The organism is Vagococcus allomyrinae, assembly GCF_017829975.1.
GTDB lineage: Bacteria > Bacillota > Bacilli > Lactobacillales > Vagococcaceae > Vagococcus_D > Vagococcus_D allomyrinae.
Map to the genome: position 1 here is coordinate 58,038 of NZ_JAEEGA010000018.1, position 17,910 is coordinate 75,947.

The following is a 17,910-nucleotide window of genomic DNA, read 5'->3' on the forward strand; positions in this document are numbered from 1 at the left end:
TATCAAAAGACTACACTTCTAGCTTAACTTCCTTATTATAGGCAATTAGTTGAGAAATGTAAAACACAATAAATGGTAAGATAAACAAGGTTCTAAAATAGAAGAAATTTGCAAAGCCAATTTCAAATAAAAGAAACATAGTAAAAAGAAAACTAGCTAATAGCCAATTCAAATGTTTTTTCAAAAATCTAAAAAAAGACAAATAAATCAGAATCATCCCCGGCAATGACAGTCTTTGAGCAAAATGAGTAAATCCACAATCGATGTAATAGGTTTCCCATATAGACCTATAGCCAGTTCCTTTAAAAGGGTTAGCCATTACTCGATCTATCTGTACCGCAATTGTACCACCTTCTCTAAAACGTATCCCCATACCGTTATTACTTGCTTTGTCAAACAAATTTGATTTAAGCACTGAGAATAAATCAAACTTTACACTTAATATAACCCCTAATACAGCGGCCACTACAAGACCTATAATAAACGTTTTTTTGTTTACCAGATAAAGCATTAATAAGAATAAGCCACTTCCGATAATAAAATAAACATACGATGTCGTTGATTTTGTTGCAACTAAGAAGATTAAAAATAAACTTGCAGCAACTGCATTAAAATATTTTCTCGTGACATAAAAAGTTAACATATGCAGTGTGGCAAAAATAAATAAGTAGAAGCCTGCTAATGAGTGTGTACCGAATACATTAATTGGTTTCCCTTCTGATAGCATTGTCTGAACTAAACCATCATAAAAAGCTTGATATGGTCCAATGATGAAATTCGTGAAAAGCTCAATGTGAAGAATTGCCGACAATGACCATAAAATAAAAATAACACTAATTCCATTTAGGGCCCAACGACTATAATCCAGTCGACTATTTTTTATGTCTAAGTCTAAACAGAAGATTAATGTCATCATTAAAAAAAGAATGGCATAATAACGATACATTTCAGGTGGATTTTCTATATTCTTAGCGCTAGCTGTATAGAAAAGTAGTAGTCCATTTAACAGAACTGCCACTCCTAATTGAACTTTATCCACTTTTTTCTGAATCAGAAACAACAGTAATAAAAAAGCACCCAAAATCACAAAATAGAAAATCTCATTTCTCATCCACTGACCAACACTTGTTGGCAAAAATAAGCCTACAACTAGCAGCGAGAGAACAATACTTTGTGTATTTACATGAAAAAATTTTAAGACTTTGTCAATCATGTTTTATTTCCTCTACTTTTTCTTTAAATTCCGCTAAGCCATACTGCCATGTTGGAATATTAAATCCAGTTGCTTTAGTCTTACTAAGATCTAAAATCGAATATTGAGGTCTTTTGGCCTTTTGAGGAAAATCGCTTGAGCGTATAGGGGCAACTTTAACGTCTGAGTCTTTCAATATTTCTACGGCAAACTCATACCAACTACAGCTATTATCATTAGACAAATGATAAATACCATGCTCAGGTTGGCTTTCCATCAAATGGATCATAAATTCGGCTAAAGTTCTAGTCCAAGTCGGTCGACCAAACTGATCATCCACAATTGTCAATTTGGGGTTCGTTTTAGCTAGTCTTTCCATGGTATACACAAAGTTATTGCCATATACCCCAAACACCCAAGATGTTCTCACGATATAATAGTTAGAACAAATTGATTGAACAGCTAACTCCCCTTCATACTTAGCTCGGCCATACTCATTTTGCGGATTAGGTTGATCCAGTTCTGAATATTCCCCTTCTTGTTTTGTTCCATCAAACACATAATCGGTACTGATGTAAATTAAAGTAGCTCCTACTTTTTCTGAGGCTCTTGCAATGTTCTCTGTGCCTTCAACATTGACCAATTGATTTATTGCTTTCCCTTCATCCTCGGCCTTATCAACAGCTGTATAAGCCGCACAATGAAAGACATAGGTTGGTTTATTATGTAAAAAGAATACATCGACAGCTTCCTGATCAGTAATATCGAGTTGTGCTGTATCAGTTCCTAAGTATTCGATCCCTCTTTGATCTAAAAGCACTCGCAATTCTGTGCCTAATTGGCCTTTTGCACCGGTTATTAAAATTGACACTTTTTCACTTCCTATTTTATAAATATTTTCTTTTGTCGAATGACCATATACATCGATAATGTTGCAATACTTTCTATTAGTATAACATTAATAGCGGCCCCTATCTCATTAAACAAGGTAATTAGCACAATCGTTGAAACAATGCTCCCTAGGCCACATAAGACATAAATTCTTGAAAGGATTTTTTGGTAACCAAAATTAATTAATGTCAACACACCATAAATGTTGGCCCATACGGTAATAAGTGGTAAGAACGACATAATTTTTATTAATTGAATTGAATGATTATACTTATCACCAAACACAATTGGAAATAGAAGATCTGATCCAAACAACAAAATCAAACACCCAACCCCAATGACGATACTCGCATAAACAAACAACTTTTTTATCAAAGTAATCGCCTGATCTTTAGATTTTTCTAATGTATGACTAACGTGAGGGTAAACTGCTTGAATAAGCGGATGGACGACACTTGAACATGCCTTAATTATTTTATCAGCTGCAGAAAAATAACCGACTATCGTATTGTTGGTTAAGAGTCCTAGTATGACGACGTTCCCCGTTGTGTAAAGACTAGTAGACACATTGGATAAAAAGATTTCCCAACCTTCTCTCATCTGAGCTTTCACGTCCGTCAAACTTGGTTTAGTAAAAGTAAAATGATACTTCTTAACCATAATAAGAAGTGATACCAACCCAATTGTGATATATCCTAATGAATTGAATACAGGAACTAATAGATAGTCACTGGGATTGTGAATAAATATAAAGATCGCAATCGTAAAAAAGAGTTTGAACGAAATATTTAAAATCGAAATATTTTTCATTTCTTCAATCCCTTGGAAGTAAAATGTGGGAAACAGGACGCTTCCTATAACCATACCGAAGGTTAATAAGTAAATAAGCGCATCTGAACGAAATTTAGGAACTATCACGATTAACCCCAGTAAGATCAACGCTGACACTAGCAATAGGATGGCCTTGGCCACAAGTGCATTCGAAACTATTTTGGATACTTGCTTTTTATCATCTACCACTTTAGCAATATTTTTGGTAGCAATTAAGTTAAACCCATAATCTGTGAATAAAATGAAATACTGAATAATCGCTTGGGCAAAGTTTACCAGTCCAAATTTCTCAGCTCCCAAATTATTCATTAAATAGGGCAATGTCAGCAATGGTAAGATGTAATTTAACATTTGGACACTTGCTAAAGAGAAAAAGTTTCCTATAATTTTTTTATTCATAAGATGAGTCTCCTTCTCTTATTTTTGATGAGAATACACGCCAAGTTTTCCATTTTTAGCGTCTCTTTTACCTAAGATAATCGATTGGCACTTTTTGATTTTTTCTTTTTCCAAAAAGATGATTTTTAACCATTCGATTAGTTCCATTTTTTTATCCAATTGAATCCACTCTTTTTGCGACTCCTTATATCGATTCCAGACAACTCGCCGATTTCTGGTAATATAATAGCGCCGCTGGTAATTGTGATTACTGGTCTGCAAGGTTTTCCCCAGTATATGATGAGTGGTTAAATTGCCTAAGCTATGAATCAATTCCACCTTATTTGCTTGAATAATCAATTTCCCCTGCTGCATTAAATCAAAACAAAAATCAAAATCAACATAATCAATAAAAAGGTCATCATCAAACGTACAGCCTTCTGGAAGACTTGCCATCCTGAGACAATTGCCGGAGGACATTAATACCGTTGCCTCTCGATAGTCCCCATCATTACTTTCTGGAGATTGATAATCGACCTCCTCCGTAGGATGCCGATAGGTGGGGCCAATCAAGGTGGGGTAAATTCCCCGGTCCTCATAAAAAACTTGCCCTATCTCTATTAATCTTTTGGTGTACCCCTCAGTAATCAGACTATCCTGATCGAAGGTAAAAAGATAGTCCACTACTTGGTGGCGAGCCAGCTTTAACCCTTGATTTAAAGCAAACGCAATGCCTTTGTTTTGTTTGTTCATCACAACTTTAATATTGGAACCCTTTAGCGATTCGAACTTCTCAACCTGCTCTGGGGTATTATCAGATACTAAGACTTGATCAACTTGAGCAGCAATGGCTTTGATATTTTCAATATTGGCGTCATCTGGAAAATAAGTTACGATTACAGCTAAGGTCTTCATCTTACAAGCCTGCACGTTCTTTCAACGGTCTCCACCAAGCTTCATTGGCTAGATACCATTCAATGGTTTCTACAATCCCTGTCTCAAACGTATAGTCTGGTTTCCAACCTAATTCTGTTTCTAGCTTAGTCGGATCTATCGCATAACGTAAATCATGACCTAAACGATCTTCTACATATTTTTTTAAGTCTGAGGACAGGTCTAACTTATCAATAATGATGTCCACAATTTGATTGTTAGTTCGTTCGTTGTGGCCACCGACATTATAAACCTCACCTTTGACCCCTTTATGAAGAACTAAATCAATGGCTTGACAATGATCCTGAACATGCAACCAATCCCGAATATTTTCACCATTGCCGTAAATTGGCAACTCGTTCCCATCTACCCCGTTCGTGATCATCAAGGGAATTAATTTTTCTGGAAAATGATAAGGCCCATAATTATTAGAACAACGGGTAATATTAACGTTTAGGCCATAAGTTTCAAAGTATGAACGGACTAACATATCAGCGCTGGCCTTACTTGCAGAGTATGGACTATTTGGCGCTAAGGGAGTTTCTTCTGTGAAATAACCTTCTGCCCCTAAGGAACCATAGACTTCATCAGTTGATACTTGTAAATATTTGTTAAGGCCTAACTCTTTGGCCACATTTAACAAGGCTAAGGTGCCTTGAACATTGGTTTCAACAAAAACTTCTGGATTCAAAATACTTCGATCCACATGGGATTCTGCAGCAAAATTGACAATCGTGGTAATATCATGTTCTTTTACTAAATGAGTCACTAACTCACGATTAGTGATATTCCCTTGAACAAAAATATGATTGGGATTGTCTTTTACATCATCTAGGTTATGGATATTTCCAGCATATGTCAATAAGTCTAAATTAATCACCTTATATGTTGGGTGATTTTTTAAGACGTAATGGACATAGTTACTTCCGATAAACCCAGCACCACCCGTTACTAAAATATTCATTATTTTGCCTCCCAGATAAAATTATTTTCCGCATCTTTTAATTGTGGATGTTTTGTGTCTTTTTCAGACAAAATTCCTTTGTTAATTGGCCAGTTAATCCCTAGATCGGGATCATCGTAGGCGATACCGCGATCGTGTTCTGGCGAATAGAGTTCATCTACTTTATATTCCACGTTAACATTACCTGTAATCGTACAGAAACCATGAGCAAAACCAGCTGGAACCAAAAGTTGACGATGATTGAATTCACTTAAAATGAACCCTTCCCATTTACCATAAGTCGGTGATCCTTTACGCATGTCGACTAACACATCATAAATCGCACCTGTTGTTGCACGGACTATCTTAGTCTGAGCTTTCGGATTTAATTGATAGTGCATCCCTCGAATAACACCTGGTTCAACCGATAATGAATGATTATCTTGAATAAACTCATGAGTAATGCCTGCCTCAACAAACTTATCCTTTGTATATGTTTCCGTAAAAAAACCACGGTGATCGCCAAAAACGGCCGTTTCAATGATTTTAACGTCTTGTAAGCTAGTTTCAATTATTTTCATTCTTCATTGCCTCTTTCATTTAAGGGTTGTTCTGCCAATCTTAATAAATATTGCCCATATTCATTTTTCTTCAAAGGCTGAGCTAATTTAACTAGCTGTTCTCTATTAATATAATTCATGCGGTAAGCAATTTCTTCCAGACAAGCCACTTTTAGATTTTGACGCTTTTCGATCGTTTCAATAAAGGTCGAGGCCTCTAATAGTGATTCATGAGTGCCCGTATCTAACCAAGCAAAGCCACGACCTAATAATTCGACACTTAATTCTCCTTGCTCCAGATAAGCTTTATTAACGTCTGTAATTTCCAATTCGCCACGAGAAGAAGGTTGGATATTTTTAGCAATCTCAATAACTCGATTATCATAAAAGTACAAACCTGTTACAGCGTAATTGCTTTTAGGAACGGCTGGTTTTTCTTCGATAGAAACGGCGCGCATTTCTGAGTCAAATTCAACAACGCCAAATCGTTCAGGGTCGTTAACATGATAGCCAAATACAGTAGCCCCCTGTTCTCTATTTGCAGCTCTTTGTAGCATCTGGGACAGGCCACCACCGTAGTAAATGTTATCGCCTAATATTAGGCAGACTGAATCCTCTCCAATAAACTCTTCCCCAATAATAAAGGCTTGGGCTAATCCATCTGGAGTTGGTTGAACTTTGTATTCAATTTTCATGCCAATATCCTGACCATCGCCAAATAATTGCTCAAATCTTGGGGTATCTTCAGGTGTCGAAATGATTAACACTTCGGTAATACCAGCTAACATCAGTGTTGACATCGGGTAATAAATCATCGGTTTATCATAAATGGGCATTAACTGCTTTGAAGTTGCTTTAGTCAGTGGGTATAATCTGGTCCCACTTCCTCCTGCTAGTATTATTCCTTTCATCCTTAACGTCTCCTTTTATCATATTTTATTATGGCTTTAAGCATGGTATATCTGCCTACTAACATCGCACTAAATTTTCTTTTTTTTATCCCAGTTACATTCCCACCATGACGTACGTAATTCATGAGCGGTTGATTGATAATGCTAATGGTTCGCTTCGTCTTAATTGCAACTAATGCTAACCATTGATCGTGCATTTCTAGCTCTTTTGGAAAAGGTAAGGCAGCTTCAGCTAATGTTCGTTTAAAAGCCATCATGCAGCCAGTATAACCATTTTTTATTAGATTTCCTAGGATATGAGTTGATAGCTTATTGTGATTGTAAGCATTCCATGATTCGGCCAACACCTTTCCTTTGCCATCAATTACGACGGCATCATGAACGACTAAATCCGCTGACTCCTCATCAAAAACTTTCATAGTTGTGGAGACTTTATTCGGCAGCCACTGGTCATCTTGATCCGAAAGAAAGATTATATCACCTTTAGCTAGTTCTATTGCTCTTTGAAAACTTCCAATAGGCCCAAGATTAAACTGATTTTGATACACAACTGTCAAAGTAGGGTATTTTTTGCTTAATGTCTTAATGATCGACACCGTATTATCATTGGATTTGTCATCAACAATGACTACTTCGTCCTTATTTGTCAGTTGATCAAGGATGGATGTTAATTGCTTTGCAATAAATGCTTCACCATTATAGGTTGCCATGCAAACAGATATCATAGATTACTTGCACTCCTTTAATTTCCTCATCTCAACTAACGTCCGTCGATAGATGTCTCTATTTTTCACTGTCAAAAATTGTTTTAAGACTCTTTTTCTTAAGTGCTTTTTGTGCATCGCCAACCTCTCTCGGCAATACTTTGTATAATAAAGTGTTTCAGACTGGATAATACTTTCATATCGCTTAAAAGACACATGACGGTAATCCAAGACAGATAAATCATGCTCCAAAGCCTGATTCAAAACATAATAGTTTTTCCCAGACTGATTGAGTCGCCAAAATAGCCAATGATCTAGATAATCCAGTGGAAACTCCTGATTGAATCCACCAATGTCTGTTATTGCTTGGACCAATAAAGCAGCACCTGAATTGATTGCCATCAAGGGTTTCGTACATAAACCACTTGCTACACTCTGACTTCTCATACTGATGTATTGGTCTGTATAGACAGGTGATATTTGTCTTCCTTCAGACTCTATTAAAGGTAAACAAGCCCCTATATCAGATGTGAGAGACAGGTTGACTAATTTTTCAAAATAAGAAAGAGGTAATTCAGTATCCTGGTCCAATAGTAATAAAAGTTGACTATCATTCTTTTTTGCTAATTCAAGGGCACAATTATAAGCGATCGCCAATCCAGAGTTAGAAGCATCGTGAATATAAGATATCGGGTAGACAAACTGTTCGTCTGGCTGAGTTTCAAGACTATTGTCGTAAATCAGTAATTCCTTTAATAACTTCTTATCCAGAGCTTCTCTCAAAATTTTTAGGGATGCTATCTCACTTAATTTTTTTTCATAAATAACAATAACTGCGGTAATTTTATTTCCCATTCCAACATTCTCCTAAAAAAAAGTCCAACCCCATTTATTAAAGTATTGAACCATCGATTTGATAAAAATTGAAAATAATTTTTTGCTTTTATGTGCACCTTTAGCATAGAAGTGAATGACAGTCGCATCAGGTAAGTAATAAATTTTTTCATTAGCGGCTCTTAACCGTTGACAGATATCGTTATCTTCAAAATACATAAAAAAACGTTCGTCAAATCCTTTAATTTTCTTAAAAATAGAGGTTCGAAAAAACATAAAGCAACCTGAACCGAATAAAATTTCCTGACGTTCATCACTTAAATCACGACATTCATAATTTGCTAACCGTTTATCAAATAGTCGTCGGATAAACTTAAACGGAATAAATCTCAGCATGTAATCAAACAGGTTCAATCTTTTTCGAATTAAGTACTGTATGGAACCATCTTTATTCAACACTTTTGGAACACACATCCCCACCTCGACTTGATCTTCCATAAAATCATGCATTTTTATGAGTGTCTCGTGATCTGCCAAGATATCTGGGTTGTAAACAATAAAATATTCATCATTACATTTACTTGCATTGTAATTGTGTCCAAAACCAAATCCCATATTTTCATGATGGTAGTGGATTGACATTTGCGTCCCATAGCTTTTTAACTTTTTTTTATATTCATCTGACGAATTATTATCAAATACATAAATGTTGGTTTTTATATATGGCATGATCTTGGTCACAATGTTGTCCAGTGTTTCGAAAACATCTTGACTATTATAAGTCACGATACTAATTGCAATTGTTTTGATAAGAAGCAACCCTTTCTATTTCTAATCTTTTCGCACTTACAATTACTGGCAATAAAAAACCAAGTCCAATCGGACTATTCAAATAAGGATTTATATTAGTAATGACAACCATGCACAAAACGCATGCTGCCATTGCAATACTCATGCTATCTAAATAACGGTGCTTCAAAATGAATTTAAAATAATAAAATAACGGTAGCATACTAAAGCTTAACCATATCAAAACACCGATTAAGCCTTGTTCCACCCATATATCGAGAAAGGTCATCTCGATACCATCTGTGCGTGTTCCAATTTGCGAGCCATATCCATTACCAAAAATGATCGTTTTCGGCCCTTTTTCTAAGATTTTAACTGACTCATCCAACAAGTACACTCTCATATTTATACTAACATCATTGACTTTTTTGACATTTTTTTTCTGCTTCTTACTTTTGGTATAAGCCTGCTCGGTTCCATCATTAAATCTGGCCTGAGTCGATGATGTATAAAGTGTCGGCACAATCGTAAACGCACATAAATAAAAAACAATAGCCGTAATCATTTTTTTGTTAAACTTGATCTTATTAACACGATCTTTTCTACCTATTAAATAAATCAAAATATGAGCGGCCAATATGACTAACAAGGCAATTAAATAACCGATATACAACCCTCGTGTTTCAGAAAAGATGATCGAGATCGACGCCAATACTAAAACGACAATATCACTTTTTGCGCCTTTACTAATAATAATATTATTAGATGCTACAATCAAACCAAACAAAACAATAAAATGGGATTTATAAAAAACGCCTCTACTTGGTCTAAAGAATAAATCGGCAGGCAAAAGGTTATTGATGAATTCATAGAAAGCCCCAAACTCATTTACAAAAAAGAATTTACCACATAAACCAATAATAATTGTCCCTGTGGCAACTATTATTGTCGCTATTTTTAACAAAGTCAAAACATTATTTAATGAAAAACGATCTTGTCTAATATATGTCCAAAACGGAAAAATCAATATCACATAAGAAACTCTGAGAGCATCCTTAATTGTTTCACTAATGCTATGGCCAGACGCCAACCCCAGTAATGTACTAAAAGCTATCCACATGAGTAAGCCAATCGTAATCACACTCATCATATTTTTAACACTAAAAAGTTCTTTCAATTCCGCTCTAGTATCAGCTTTAGTTAACACGCGATACCCGTAGACAGCTAACAATAAGATAAAAAGAACTTGTCTTATTGAAATAGGACCAAATTCAATTTGTCTACCGCCACCGCCAATAAATAATTCCATAAATAAAACCGTTAATAGCCACTTTTCTATTTTGCTCATCCATGATCTCCCGAAAATTAATATGTTACTTCACTATACCGTTAACTTAAGCTTATTTCAATTTTTTTACTAATTCTTAATAAAAATTAACAACGCTAAAACAGAAGATGGCTACCTATTAAAAGAATAAGCAGCCATCGTTTTTACCTTTATTATTATTTACTCTTATACCTGTCATTCTTCCGCTTATGACTATTCAAATTTCTATTAACTATATAGTTCCCATTAAATAATCATCCTTTACCGTTAAACTTTCAGCCAGAAAAAAGCAGAAAGTACCACTCTTGGCGGATGATTATGCGCATTATCCAATGGAACTATATGTTTGATTATTTAACAGGATGTATATATTAATCATCCACTGCCCCATCACCATAGGGTGGGTAGGTTTGCTCACTGACAATGCCATCTGTCTCAAAAACATAGCCTGGCTTATCACGTTCATCTTCCGCTTCCTTGCCTAAAGAGACTAATAATTTATGCTTAATGTATTCTAAACTATCTTCATGGAGCCCTACCATACTTTCTCCAGTATAACTATAAGTAAAACTCATCCAAGAAAAAGTAAACGATTCAAAGCTGAAATCATTAGTTAATGCTGATTGAGCCACTTTCATCATGGTATCTCTATTCATATCCGTCCACAAGTGATTATTAAGCGAAGCCATAACATCTGAATATTTAGTAATGGATCCTACTGCCATCGCTTTTTTCATCACCGCTTGAACGACCATTTGTTGACGTTCTCCACGTTTGATGTCATTATCAATTTTTCTTGTACGAGCGAAAGCTAGCGCTTCTTCACCCGTTAACACCTGTTCGCCAGGCTCTAATTCGACCATTCTAGTCAACTGAGCGTTTGCTTCACTTATTGCAACTGGGACATCCACTGAGACTCCACCTAAAGCATCCACAATTTTTTCAAATGCCTGAAAATCGACAGTTACATAGAAATCAATCGGAATATCCAATAATCCTTCAACAGCATCGATGGCACCATCTTCCTTACCATAGGTATATGCAGCATTGATTTTTGTGTATCCTGTAAAGTCATCTGACTCGACATAAGTAAAAGTGTCACGAGGAATGCTGACCATGCTGACTTTTCCAGTGTCTGGATTCATGGTTACAACAATCATCGTGTCTGTACGATTAGAACCGAGGGCCCGTTCATCATTATCATCTACCCCCATAACTAAGATTGAGAATGGGGTTTTATTAGGTTCGATCGTCTCGTTACTATCAGTTCCACTTTTACGAGGTTTGTATGTCTGTTCCATTAAATCCTCAGCTTGAGTTAACAATTTGGCGCCATAAGCCACTGCTCCCAACACGGCAATCAATAACACAACTAAAGACACTTTAAAAACGTTCACCCAAACACTTGGCTTATTCCGACTGCTTCTACTTTCATAATTTTCGTCTTCGGACTTATGTTTTTTTCTATTTTTATCTTTTCGATATCTTGTTTCTTTTTTGCTCATTCTCAGTTTGCTTCCTTTCGCATCCACCGAAACACAGATTAGTTTCTCTCTGAAACGTGTAAGTAAAAATCTTATTTATTTTACTACATATTATTGCAAATGACCAGTCTCTTAACAATAATTTAACGAAACCAATACAATTAACTTCTCGTAATTTTATTAAACACTACCCAATTAGATTGTATTTTGAGCTAAGACTTTGTATAATAGTGACATCGACCCATTGAAAGTAGGGCTAAATTAATGAATGATGTATTTGGTATTGTTATCTATTTATTTTCAACTGTTTTCCTATCACTGATTATAACGCCTTTTGTTCGGTGGTTTGCATTTAAAATTGGCGCGACTGATAAACCAGATGCACGGCGAATCAATAAAACAGTCATGCCCACGATTGGTGGCTTAGCGATATTTCTCTCGTTTGCAATTTCTGCTGTTTTTATATTTGACAACTATATTCCTAAAACTTATATCCTTCCTATTCTGTTAGCTGCCACTGTCATTATTGTCACAGGCATTATTGATGACACTAAAGAATTATCTCCTAAAGGAAAACTTTTAGGGATCACAATTGCGGCTTGTATTGCTTATTTTCTGGCTGATATTCGTATGGAGTCGTTTTCGTTGCCTTTTATCGGTAATGTAGAGTTAGGTATTTTAAGTTTTCCAGCCACAATAATTTGGATTCTTGCCTTAACTAACGCTGTTAATCTGATAGACGGGCTAGATGGGCTTGCTTCTGGGGTCTCGTTAATCGCCCTCGGTACGATGGGAATCATCGCCAATTTCTTTATTCCCAGCTCAAATTTTCACATCACATTAACGATTTTTATTCTAATCGCAAGTATTGTCGGCTTTTTCCCCTATAATTTTCATCCTGCTAAAATATTTTTAGGAGACACAGGGGCTTTATTTTTAGGGTTTATGATTGCCATCATGTCCCTTCAGGATTTAAAAAATGTCACAATTGTCTCCTTAGTTACACCTTTAATTATTCTTGGTGTCCCGATCACTGATACGGTTTTTGCTATTATCAGACGTTACATCAATAAGCAACCCATCGCTTCTGCTGATAAGATGCATTTGCACCACCGCCTCTTGTCATTAGGGTTTACCCATCGGGGTGCGGTGCTAACGATTTACGGCTTGGCCATGTTATTTTCCTTTACAGCCCTTTTGCTGACATATACTAGCACATTCGGCGGTATTCTATTGGTTATCTTGCTGCTACTAGGAATCGAATTATTTGTTGAGTTAATTGGTCTTGTTGGACCGAACAAACAGTTTCTTCTTAACCTATTCGGATATCTTTTCGGCAATAAGAAAAAAAATGATTCCGAAAACGATGAACAAAAATGATAAAAAGCAGTTGAAGCCTTCTTTGAATGAAGGCTTCAACTGCTTTTTTATTTGAAACTATTATATTATTCTTTTTTTGAGTGAATGAATTTTGTTAGTCTTTTGGGTATGCGACGGCTTTTCGCCTCTATCTCACCATTAGAAAACTCCTCAATTACGGCATTGATGACCCCACCGATAATGATGACTGTGGCAGCAAAATTAAGCCATAACATAAAGACGATAAACCCTCCAATTAAGCCATAACTGGAGAAGCCTTTTGAGAAGTACTTGGTATACAGTCCAAAAAACTGAGTCAAAGCCATCCAGCCAATGGTGGAAAAGGCCGCTCCTGGTAAGACGGAGCGCAGTCGAACTTTAGCATTAGGTAAAAAGTAATAAATAATACTCATGACTAAGAAAAGCGAAATCATGGTGACTGGCCACTTCAAGGTGCCAAATATTCCGGAAATATTATGGGGTAAATTTAAAATTGGCAAGACATAATCCAAGATGGATTGGCCTAAGGTAAAGAGAATAGCTAAAACCATGACAGCCATTAAAAAGAGAAAGATCGCTGCAAAACTGAACAATCTAGTTAAAAGGGCATTTACCCGGTTATTCACGCCGTAGACCTTATTCAAAGCGTTCTGTAAGGCATTAATACTCTTGCTAGCCGCCCAGAGAGTGGCGATGGCGGAAATGGAGAGCAAGCCACCATTGGAGTTCTCTAAGAGCGCGCGAATGGTGCCTTCCAACATCTCGTAAATACTGACTGGTAGCATGGATTCAATATAAGGCAACACGGTTTCTGGATTAATTTGCAGAAAAGGCAAAATATTCCCAACGGCAATTATCAATGGAAAGATTGACAACAACAGATAGTAAGCAATTGTGGACGATGAGGGGCCAATTTCAGCACCGGACACCCGCCCAATGACGGTTTGAATGAACTTCTTTAGCTTGTCATTTTTTATTTTCTCGAGTGGTTCCATCGCTCTCCCCTAATCAAACAGCTACTTTACACAGAAAGTAGCTGTCGTTGTATTTTTATTGCAGTTATAGATTACTGATCCCCTTGAGAAGTTAAAATTTTCGGGCCTTCTTTGGTGATAGCCAAAGTGTGCTCATATTGACAACTTAAACCGCCATCAAGGGTGCGAGCAGTCCAGTTGTTGTCGTCCATTTTCATGCGCCAGGTTCCAGTGTTAACCATTGGTTCAATGGTAATGACCATCCCTTCCTTAAGGCGAAGCCCTTTGCCTGCTTCACCGTAATGAGGAATAGCGGGTGCTTCATGGATTGTTGGCCCTATGCCATGGCCGATAAAATCGCGGACAACGCTGAGATTTTCACCTTCTACATAGGTTTGAATGGCATGCCCAATATCGCCGATACGATTGCCTACTTGAGCTTGTTCGATACCGATGTACAAGGCTTTTTTGGTAACCTCCATCAGCTTATCAATTTCCGGTGTTGATTGGCCCACAACATAAGACCAACAAGAATCTGACATGGCACCGTTTAAATCGATACACATGTCGACTTTGATCAGATCGCCATCTTTTAGTTTCTCTTTACGAGGAAAACCGTGGCAGATTTCGTCGTTAATGCTGCAACAGGTGGCGTATTTATAGCCTTCAAAACCAATTTGGGCTGCAACCCCACCGTTTTTTTTGATAAAATCGTGGACAAACTCTTCCACATCCCAGCTGGTAATGCCTGGTTTGATAAAGGTTCTAAGGGCATGGTGGACTTGAGCTAACAAGGCGCCAGACTCCTCCATCATTTCTATTTCTCTTGCTGATTTAAGTGTAATCATTTTTTGTCTCCTTTGATTGATCCGATTGATTCCGATAGGTCAGAATAAACAACTTCTTAATCATTTGAAGTTGTTGGCAATTTACATTCTATCATATTGAGACAAATCCGCCAAATATCTATGTTTCACTTCTTCTGGCCAGTAAGTGATCACGGTCTAAAAATTATTTTCTTCATTTAAGGAAGTGGTACTTTCATTTACGATTGTTTCTGGTATAATTTAGCAGTAGACTGATTGAAAGGATGATGGATATGGCTCTCGCTAAAATTGTGTATGCTAGTTTAACTGGTAATACCGAAGAAATTGCTGATATTGTAGCTGAAGCATTAGAAAATTTAGACCTAGAAGTTGAACAGGAAGAGTGTACGCAAGTTGATGCGGAAGATTTCTTAGATGCAGACATTTGTATTGTGGCAACTTATACTTACGATGATGGAGAACTACCTGATGATATCGTCGATTTTTATGAGGAGTTGCAGGAACTTGATTTATCTGGAAAGATTTTCGGCGTCGTCGGCTCTGGCGATACCTTTTACGAGTTTTTCTGTAAGTCAGTTGATGATTTTGAGGCCGCTTTTGTCAAAGCTGGTGCCACTAAAGGGGCTGACTGTGTCAAAGTCGACTTAGCTGCTGAAGAGGAAGATATTGTGAAGTTGGAAGCTTTTGCCAAAACAATTGCAAGTAAGGCGTAAAAAAACCCGTTATGGTAACCATAACGGGTTTTTCTTATGCTTGTTTTTCTTTAACTGGCTTTGTTAAAATTTGATTTTTATCGTTCTTTGTTACGCTGCTGATCACATCGTTTAACAAGGCTTTGATGTTGTCGTCAGTTGGGTTAATCAGGCCACCGGATTTTAGGGAGGCAATTCCCGTTGCCACAATCCATGTTCCTGAGAAAATGGCCGTTTTCATCTCTGTGTCTAATTGGCTTAATTCTGGATCTTTGTTGATGTTTTCCATAAATAAATCATGACTGAATTGATTTAACATCGCTTCACCAGAATGTCCTTCTAAATAAAGAGAGCGATAGAGCACTTTCTCCTCAGTGGCAAAACGAACATAGTTTAGATTCATATCCAATAACGGGTCACCTGTGACAACTCGAGCAAAGACAACGTCTCTTAAATAAGTCTCAATCTTTTCGAAAAGTGCTGCCTTCAAATCATCCATGTTTTTGAATTCTAAATAAATTGGTTGAGTCGAGCATTTCATTTTACTGGCAATATTACGTGCCGTAAAACGAGAAAAGCCTTCTGTCGCCACGATGTCGTATGCTGCAGTTAAAATCTGATCTTTCGTAATGGTTTTTTTCCTTGCCATTCTTCTTCCTACCTCTCTTTACATTCACTTTGAGTGTTTATCCTATAAGTTTGTCCAATTGTATTTTCTGCCAAGCCCCTCAAAAATTACCGTTCACTTTATCTGATTTTATTGTATCATGAATCGTACAATAAAAAAAGACAGTTATAATATCTTGTTATTTTTACAAAGTGGAAACGCCGTCTACTGTTTGAAAGAAACGGAACCTTATGTGTAATGAGACCATCAACGCCACTGGATAAATTGTTCCCTTCTGACCTTTGTGTTATCATATGTATGGTGGCCAAAGCCTATAAAACTAGTGTTTTCTATATGGGGTTCCCCGTAGTGTGCCATCACGATAATGAACATTCATTAATAGGAGGAAGATAGATGACATTACCTAATTTCAAAGAAAATCTCCAAAAATACGCTAAATTAATAGCTGCAACAGGGGTCAATGTGCAACAGGGACATACCGTTGTCCTTCAGATTGATGTGGAACAAGTTGAACTGGCTCGTTTGATTGTCAAAGAGGCCTATCAACTTGGGGCTGCCAACGTCAGTGTTCAATGGCGAGACGATGTGGTTCAAAAAGAATTCTTTTTACATGCTGACGAGGCGTTAATGTCGACTATTCCGCAATACAAAATTGATGAGGCTGATTCTTGGGTGGAAAAAGGAGCCAGTCGCATTAGCGTTGTCTCTCAAGACCCTGATGCCTTAGCTGGCACTGATTCTGAGCGAGTAGCCGCTTTTCAAACTGCCAATGGCAAAGCCTTAAGCAAACTCCGCCAAGCCAGTCAAGCTAACAAAATGAGTTGGACAGTAGTTGCTGCTGCTGGGACTGCTTGGGCTGCGAAAGTATTCCCTGAACTGGATACGGCTGAAGCTCAACTAGATGCTCTTTGGGATGAAATCTTTAAAACTACTCGTATTTATAGCGAGGATCCCGTGGCTGCCTGGGAAACCCATGATAAAACCTTAAATTCAAAAGCTGAGGAACTAAATGCAGAGCAATTTGATGCCTTGCACTACACTGCTCCTGGAACTGATTTAATCATTGGCTTGCCCAACAATCATTTATGGGAAGGCGCTGGTAGTTTTAATTCTCGTGGCGAGAAATTTATGGCGAACATGCCAACTGAAGAAGTCTTTACAGCTCCTGACAGCCGTCGTATTGATGGGACAGTCTCAAGTACTAAACCATTGAGCTATGCTGGTACGACTATTTCTGGCATGCATTTTACCTTTAAGGACGGCAAGGTGGTAGATGTTACTGCCGAGCAAGGTGAGGATGTCTTGAAAAAATTATTGGAAACGGATGAAGGAGCTAAGAGCTTAGGGGAAGTCGCTTTAGTGCCTGATCCTTCGCCAATTTCTCAATCTGGTATTACATTCTACAATACTTTATTTGACGAAAATGCGTCCAATCACTTGGCCCTAGGTTCTGCCTATGCTTTTAGTTTAAAAGGCGGCACGGAGATGTCTCAGGAAGAGCTGGAAGCTGCTGGTTTGAATTTAAGTACGACTCACGTCGACTTTATGATCGGTTCTGATCAGATGGATATTGATGGTATTCGCGCGGATGGTACTCGTGTTCCGTTATTTAGAAATGGTGATTGGGCTTAATAATTGGTCCATACAAAAAAA

The 17,910-nt window shown here is 37.2% G+C and carries 18 protein-coding genes; 3 read left to right on the top strand and 15 right to left on the bottom strand.

Annotated elements, in window-relative coordinates:
- Positions 1-10 precede the first annotated feature (10 nt).
- The 12 genes from I6N95_RS21810 to I6N95_RS21865 all read right to left on the bottom strand — a co-directional run bounded on the left by I6N95_RS21810 (position 11) and on the right by I6N95_RS21865 (position 11,798).
- The gene (locus I6N95_RS21810; protein ID WP_209531485.1) at positions 11-1,213 is read right to left on the bottom strand and encodes a hypothetical protein; all 1,203 of its coding nucleotides are present in this window, start codon (positions 1,211-1,213) and stop codon (positions 11-13) included.
- Complete coding sequence (gene rfbD / locus I6N95_RS21815; RefSeq protein ID WP_209531486.1) at positions 1,206-2,063, bottom strand: dTDP-4-dehydrorhamnose reductase; 858 nt, start codon at positions 2,061-2,063, stop codon at positions 1,206-1,208. Before rfbD ends, I6N95_RS21810 begins: the two co-directional genes overlap by 8 nt.
- Positions 2,064-2,074: 11 nt before the next feature.
- Entirely contained in the window at positions 2,075-3,313 is a 1,239-nt protein-coding gene (locus I6N95_RS21820) for a flippase (RefSeq protein WP_209531487.1), read from the bottom strand.
- 18 nt (positions 3,314-3,331) lie between these two features.
- Positions 3,332-4,207, bottom strand: a complete 876-nt coding sequence (locus I6N95_RS21825; protein ID WP_209531488.1) for a glycosyltransferase — start codon at positions 4,205-4,207, stop codon at positions 3,332-3,334.
- A gap of 1 nt (position 4,208) precedes the next feature.
- Positions 4,209-5,189: a dTDP-glucose 4,6-dehydratase gene (gene rfbB, locus I6N95_RS21830; protein ID WP_209531489.1), complete on the bottom strand. Its 981-nt coding sequence runs from the start codon at positions 5,187-5,189 to the stop codon at positions 4,209-4,211.
- Positions 5,189-5,749, bottom strand: coding sequence for a dTDP-4-dehydrorhamnose 3,5-epimerase (gene rfbC / locus I6N95_RS21835; RefSeq protein WP_209531490.1), 561 nt, complete (start codon positions 5,747-5,749; stop codon positions 5,189-5,191). The genes rfbB and rfbC overlap by 1 nt, the downstream gene beginning before the upstream one ends.
- Positions 5,746-6,639, bottom strand: coding sequence for a glucose-1-phosphate thymidylyltransferase RfbA (gene rfbA / locus I6N95_RS21840; RefSeq protein WP_209531491.1), 894 nt, complete (start codon positions 6,637-6,639; stop codon positions 5,746-5,748). Before rfbA ends, rfbC begins: the two co-directional genes overlap by 4 nt.
- Before the next feature lie 2 nt (positions 6,640-6,641).
- Positions 6,642-7,364, bottom strand: a complete 723-nt coding sequence (locus tag I6N95_RS21845) for a glycosyltransferase family 2 protein (protein ID WP_209531492.1) — start codon at positions 7,362-7,364, stop codon at positions 6,642-6,644.
- Between the two features lie 3 nt (positions 7,365-7,367).
- Positions 7,368-8,198 carry a glycosyltransferase gene (locus I6N95_RS21850; RefSeq protein WP_209531493.1) on the bottom strand — a complete coding sequence of 277 codons (831 nt, stop codon included), beginning with the start codon at positions 8,196-8,198 and terminating at the stop codon, positions 7,368-7,370.
- A gap of 12 nt (positions 8,199-8,210) precedes the next feature.
- A complete protein-coding gene (locus I6N95_RS21855; RefSeq protein ID WP_245249799.1) occupies positions 8,211-8,996 on the bottom strand; it encodes a glycosyltransferase family 2 protein in 786 nt (261 codons plus the stop codon).
- Positions 8,968-10,314 carry an O-antigen ligase family protein gene (locus I6N95_RS21860; protein ID WP_209531494.1) on the bottom strand — a complete coding sequence of 449 codons (1,347 nt, stop codon included), beginning with the start codon at positions 10,312-10,314 and terminating at the stop codon, positions 8,968-8,970. Before I6N95_RS21860 ends, I6N95_RS21855 begins: the two co-directional genes overlap by 29 nt.
- Before the next feature lie 350 nt (positions 10,315-10,664).
- Positions 10,665-11,798: an LCP family protein gene (locus tag I6N95_RS21865; RefSeq protein WP_209531495.1), complete on the bottom strand. Its 1,134-nt coding sequence runs from the start codon at positions 11,796-11,798 to the stop codon at positions 10,665-10,667.
- A gap of 243 nt (positions 11,799-12,041) precedes the next feature.
- On the opposite strand from I6N95_RS21865, the gene I6N95_RS21870 reads away from it, so the two are divergent.
- The gene (locus I6N95_RS21870) at positions 12,042-13,157 is read left to right on the top strand and encodes a glycosyltransferase family 4 protein (protein ID WP_209531496.1); all 1,116 of its coding nucleotides are present in this window, start codon (positions 12,042-12,044) and stop codon (positions 13,155-13,157) included.
- A gap of 65 nt (positions 13,158-13,222) precedes the next feature.
- Here I6N95_RS21870 and I6N95_RS21875 read toward each other — a convergent pair whose 3' ends face one another.
- Positions 13,223-14,131 carry a YihY/virulence factor BrkB family protein gene (locus I6N95_RS21875; RefSeq protein WP_209531497.1) on the bottom strand — a complete coding sequence of 303 codons (909 nt, stop codon included), beginning with the start codon at positions 14,129-14,131 and terminating at the stop codon, positions 13,223-13,225.
- Between the two features lie 71 nt (positions 14,132-14,202).
- Positions 14,203-14,958: a type I methionyl aminopeptidase gene (gene map / locus I6N95_RS21880; RefSeq protein WP_209531498.1), complete on the bottom strand. Its 756-nt coding sequence runs from the start codon at positions 14,956-14,958 to the stop codon at positions 14,203-14,205.
- A 251-nt stretch (positions 14,959-15,209) separates the two neighbouring features.
- On the opposite strand from map, the gene I6N95_RS21885 reads away from it, so the two are divergent.
- Complete coding sequence (locus I6N95_RS21885; RefSeq protein ID WP_209531499.1) at positions 15,210-15,650, top strand: flavodoxin; 441 nt, start codon at positions 15,210-15,212, stop codon at positions 15,648-15,650.
- Positions 15,651-15,684: 34 nt separating this feature from the next.
- Here the strand turns inward: I6N95_RS21885 and I6N95_RS21890 are convergent, their stop codons facing one another.
- Positions 15,685-16,278 carry a TetR/AcrR family transcriptional regulator gene (locus tag I6N95_RS21890; protein WP_209531500.1) on the bottom strand — a complete coding sequence of 198 codons (594 nt, stop codon included), beginning with the start codon at positions 16,276-16,278 and terminating at the stop codon, positions 15,685-15,687.
- 372 nt (positions 16,279-16,650) lie between these two features.
- On the opposite strand from I6N95_RS21890, the gene I6N95_RS21895 reads away from it, so the two are divergent.
- Positions 16,651-17,889, top strand: a complete 1,239-nt coding sequence (locus I6N95_RS21895; RefSeq protein ID WP_209531501.1) for an aminopeptidase — start codon at positions 16,651-16,653, stop codon at positions 17,887-17,889.
- Positions 17,890-17,910: the final 21 nt, after the last annotated feature.

Excerpts from the sequence above, each read along its gene's own strand:
- I6N95_RS21810 (WP_209531485.1), bottom strand. The coding sequence starts at position 1,213 with ATGATTGACAAAGTCTTAAAATTTTTTCATGTAAATACACAAAGTATT.
- I6N95_RS21820 (WP_209531487.1), bottom strand. The coding sequence starts at position 3,313 with ATGAATAAAAAAATTATAGGAAACTTTTTCTCTTTAGCAAGTGTCCAA.
- I6N95_RS21825 (WP_209531488.1), bottom strand. The coding sequence starts at position 4,207 with ATGAAGACCTTAGCTGTAATCGTAACTTATTTTCCAGATGACGCCAAT.
- rfbB (WP_209531489.1), bottom strand. The coding sequence starts at position 5,189 with ATGAATATTTTAGTAACGGGTGGTGCTGGGTTTATCGGAAGTAACTAT.
- rfbC (WP_209531490.1), bottom strand. The coding sequence starts at position 5,749 with ATGAAAATAATTGAAACTAGCTTACAAGACGTTAAAATCATTGAAACG.
- rfbA (WP_209531491.1), bottom strand. The coding sequence starts at position 6,639 with ATGAAAGGAATAATACTAGCAGGAGGAAGTGGGACCAGATTATACCCA.
- I6N95_RS21845 (WP_209531492.1), bottom strand. The coding sequence starts at position 7,364 with ATGATATCTGTTTGCATGGCAACCTATAATGGTGAAGCATTTATTGCA.
- I6N95_RS21850 (WP_209531493.1), bottom strand. The coding sequence starts at position 8,198 with ATGGGAAATAAAATTACCGCAGTTATTGTTATTTATGAAAAAAAATTA.
- I6N95_RS21860 (WP_209531494.1), bottom strand. The coding sequence starts at position 10,314 with ATGAGCAAAATAGAAAAGTGGCTATTAACGGTTTTATTTATGGAATTA.
- I6N95_RS21865 (WP_209531495.1), bottom strand. The coding sequence starts at position 11,798 with ATGAGCAAAAAAGAAACAAGATATCGAAAAGATAAAAATAGAAAAAAA.
- I6N95_RS21870 (WP_209531496.1), top strand. The coding sequence starts at position 12,042 with ATGAATGATGTATTTGGTATTGTTATCTATTTATTTTCAACTGTTTTC.
- I6N95_RS21875 (WP_209531497.1), bottom strand. The coding sequence starts at position 14,131 with ATGGAACCACTCGAGAAAATAAAAAATGACAAGCTAAAGAAGTTCATT.
- map (WP_209531498.1), bottom strand. The coding sequence starts at position 14,958 with ATGATTACACTTAAATCAGCAAGAGAAATAGAAATGATGGAGGAGTCT.
- I6N95_RS21885 (WP_209531499.1), top strand. The coding sequence starts at position 15,210 with ATGGCTCTCGCTAAAATTGTGTATGCTAGTTTAACTGGTAATACCGAA.
- I6N95_RS21890 (WP_209531500.1), bottom strand. The coding sequence starts at position 16,278 with ATGGCAAGGAAAAAAACCATTACGAAAGATCAGATTTTAACTGCAGCA.
- I6N95_RS21895 (WP_209531501.1), top strand. The coding sequence starts at position 16,651 with ATGACATTACCTAATTTCAAAGAAAATCTCCAAAAATACGCTAAATTA.